Genomic DNA, 3279 nt, shown 5'->3' with positions numbered 1-3279 from the left:
TCGGATCGACCTGTGGTACCGGGTGGGCGCGTTAAACGCGGTGATATCCACCAATCACGAAGAGATCGTGCACTTCATGGGAGAACCCCGGCCTGCCGGTTCTGTGCGGGCGGACGCTGGCTCTGCCTAGCGCGGCGCTTACCGAGTCCTGAAGAGCATCGCAGACCTGCTCGCCCAGGCGCCGCACACTCAACGAGGAGCATCATGATCGAAAACTTCTTGGTCGTCGAGGGCGTCGCTCACCAATACAACTTCCGCCCCGACAACCTCGTCCAGCCCGACATCGGTCCTTTCCTCGGTGGCATGCTCTACGGCGTGCACTCCCGCGCGGGCGGACCGGACTACACGCTCGACCGCGCCACGTACATGCGCGGCGCCGGGGCCGAGACCATCGGCCGGGCCATCCTCGCCGAAAGCCCGTCCGACGTCATCGTCTACCACGAGACTCCGCTCTACGGCCAGTTCAAGGACGGCGGATCCGATCTGGCCGTCGGCGTACAGATGCGCGAGATGTGGCCGAACCGCACCCTGCTCTACGGCGCGGTCTCCCCCCTGCGCCCCGGAGCGGTCGAGCGAGTCGACGAACTGGTCGACGACTACGGGGTGCAGGCGCTGAAGATGTACCCCTCCGATCTCGTCGACGGCCGGATCCGCGGACTCGACTTGGATGATCCGGAGGTCTGCTTCCCGGTCCTGCAACGTGCGCGCGAGCGTGGCTTGAAGATCGTCGGCATCCACAAGGCGCTCCCGGTCGGCCCGGGCCCGTCGTCGGCACTGGGCGTGGGTGATGTGGAGGGAGCCGCTCTGGCCTTTCCTGACATGATCTTCGAGATCGTGCACGGTGGGATGGCCTTCGTCGAGGAGACCGCCCTGGCGCTGATGAGCCTGCCCAACGTCGTGGTCAACCTCGAGTCGACCACGGTACTGCTCAGTTTCGCCCCCCGGAGGTTCGCGGAGGCGATCGGGGCATTCCTCCACGCCGAGGACCGGATCATCTGGGCCACCGGGTGCAATGCCGCCCATCCCCGCCCGCTCCTCGAGCGGTTCTGGGACTTCGAGATGCCGCGTGATCTTGTTGAGGAGTACGGCCTCCCGGAACTGACCCGCGAGATCAAGGGCAAGATCCTGGGCGGCAACTTCCTTCGCATGCACGGCATCGACGAGGCCGCCCTCCGGTCCCGGCTCAAGGGGGACGAGTTCGACACGACCGAGCTCGCGCCGGCCTGGGGCGGGAACCTCGCGAAGCCCGGCGCGCAGCTGGTCGAGGCGTCATGACCGTTACCGAGGCTCGCGTGCGCGAGGTGCTCAACACGATTCTCGATCCCTGCAGTGTCACCGCGGGCGTGCCTGCCGGGCTCGACGACATGGGCCTGGTGCACGACGTCCGGGTCATGGACGACGGCGCCGGTGGCCAGCAGGTCTCAGTGGCTGTCGGCGTCACCGAGCCGACCTGCCTGCTCCTCGGCTCGTTCGCAGCCGAGGCCAAGCGGCAACTGCGCGGTCTGCCCGGCGTGTCCGCCGTCGACGTGCGGCTCAAGACGGACCTCGACTGGTCGGAACAGGATCTGGCGCCGGACTATCGACGGAAGCTGAAAGAGCACCGGCAGATTCTGCGCTCGACGATCAGGCTGCCGATTGTTCCGTTGGACGCCTGCCGTCGAGTGGGGCCGGCTGGCCAACCGGTGCCGGGACTGGGACGGTGACGGCTGGGCGGCATGGACTGGATCATTGCCCTACGGGCGCCCGCGGTCGCCGCCGGCCGGCTCACCCTATCTCACCTGGCATCTCCACCGGGCGCTGGCCCCGTTAAGGACGGCCGGAAAGAAACCCCCGATCAGCTTCCCGTCTACAGCTGTCAGGGGCTTCTCGCCCACCTCGCGGCCCCCACCCGGGCCGCGGTCACCTTTGTCGGCCAGCACATCGAAAAGATCAGCATCTCGACCGTCGTGCAGCGCCGCCTGTTCGAGCTGATCGGCGCCCCGATCCCCTTGAGCCTCAGCGGACGGTAGACACCATAAAGATCCGTTCAAGCCTCGAACTGCCTGCACCACAGGCGCATCCATGCACGCGTGAGTGCCGTTCCCCGTTCATGCTCGTGAGCATGTCTGGAGTGGACTGGGCGGGGGTGATCCGCGGCGCTCCCGGTTCGAAGGCGGCTGCCCTGCTCAGGCGCGGGTCACGGCGCCGTGCTCGGGTTGGGCGAGCCGATGGCGGTGCCCAGCACGACGGGCAGGACGCTGATGCGGTGGGTCATCCATTCGGACTCCCAGCCCACCTCGGTGGTGTCGCTGAGCCTGGCGTTGGGAAAGCGGGAGAGAAAGGCGGTCAGGGCGATTTTGGCTTCAATGCGGGCCAGCGGCGCGCCGAGACAGTAGTGGTGGCCGAGCCCGAAGCTGAGGTGGCCGAGGGATGCGCTCGGGTCGAAATCGTCCGCGATTTCCCCGTGGGGGCAGCGGTTGGCCGCCGCTACGTTGACCAGTACGGGTGCGCCCTTGGGGATGAAGTAGCCGCCGATGTTGAGGTCTTCGGTGGCGAACCGCCAGGTCGTGTGCATCGCCGGCGGGTGTATGCGGAGGGTTTCCTCGATCCAGGCCTCGATCTCCGCCTCGGAGTTCGGACGCTGGTCGGTCGGCCTGCGCAGTGCCTCCAGGATTGCCGGGGCGATCAGGCTCGCCGTCGGCTCGTAGCCGGCCATCACGAGGCTGACGGTCCATGTCACGGCCTCGTTCATCGTGATGACGTTGTTCTGGACGTCTTCGAGCAGACCGGTGATTACTCCCTCGTACAACGGACTGGGATCACTGACCCACCCCGCGACCGCACCGGCCAGCGCACCGACACCACGCTCCCGCACGGCCTGGTCCGGCGAGTAGGTGATGTCGTCGGTGGCTCGGCGCAACACGGCGTGCAGGTCCGGCGGGAGGCCGAGCATCTCGCCGAAGAACGCCAGCGGGACGGGGTAGGTGTAGCGATCGACCAGGTTCACCTCGGCTGCTTGCTCGGCGGCGAGTTCGTCGAGCAGTTCCTCGGCCAGTTGGGCCAGGCGGGTGGCCCACTTCTCGGTGTTGCGTGGGGTGAAGATCCGTGCGTGCGCCTGCCTGATTCGGGTGTGTTCCGGATCTTCGCTCATCACCATGGCGCGAGCGGAATCGGCGCTGGGCTGCGCGGTGAGCATCGCGCCGGGAATCCGCATCCAGTCGGGGGTGAGTTCGATGTCCTTGCTCAGCCGTGGGTCGGTCAGGGCGGTACGGGCGAGATTGATGTCGCAGATGTCCCATA

4 protein-coding genes are annotated in these 3279 nt (G+C 67.1%); 3 read left to right on the top strand and 1 reads right to left on the bottom strand.

Annotation, left to right across the window (positions count from 1 at the left end):
• Positions 1–204: 204 nt before the first annotated feature.
• From U9980_RS26020 to U9980_RS26010, 3 genes are read left to right on the top strand one after another with little or no spacing between them, the layout of a single operon-like run.
• On the top strand, positions 205–1275 hold the full coding sequence (locus tag U9980_RS26020) for an amidohydrolase family protein (RefSeq protein ID WP_322770343.1): 1071 nt from the start codon (positions 205–207) through the stop codon (positions 1273–1275).
• The gene (locus U9980_RS26015; RefSeq protein WP_322770342.1) at positions 1272–1703 is read left to right on the top strand and encodes a metal-sulfur cluster assembly factor; all 432 of its coding nucleotides are present in this window, start codon (positions 1272–1274) and stop codon (positions 1701–1703) included. Before U9980_RS26020 ends, U9980_RS26015 begins: the two co-directional genes overlap by 4 nt.
• Positions 1704–1715: 12 nt before the next feature.
• Entirely contained in the window at positions 1716–2009 is a 294-nt protein-coding gene (locus tag U9980_RS26010) for a hypothetical protein (RefSeq protein WP_322770341.1), read from the top strand.
• A gap of 167 nt (positions 2010–2176) precedes the next feature.
• On the opposite strand, the gene U9980_RS26005 is transcribed toward U9980_RS26010, so the two are convergent.
• Positions 2177–3279: cytochrome P450 (locus U9980_RS26005; RefSeq protein WP_322770340.1), on the bottom strand; the 1103-nt coding region annotated here is incomplete at its 5' end.

The sequence above is a fragment of the Protofrankia sp. Cr1 genome, assembly GCF_963555865.1.
Lineage (GTDB): Bacteria > Actinomycetota > Actinomycetes > Frankiales > Frankiaceae > Protofrankia.
The sequence above is the reverse complement of the archived record's forward strand: the minus strand, read 5'-3'. Positions and strand labels throughout refer to the sequence as shown.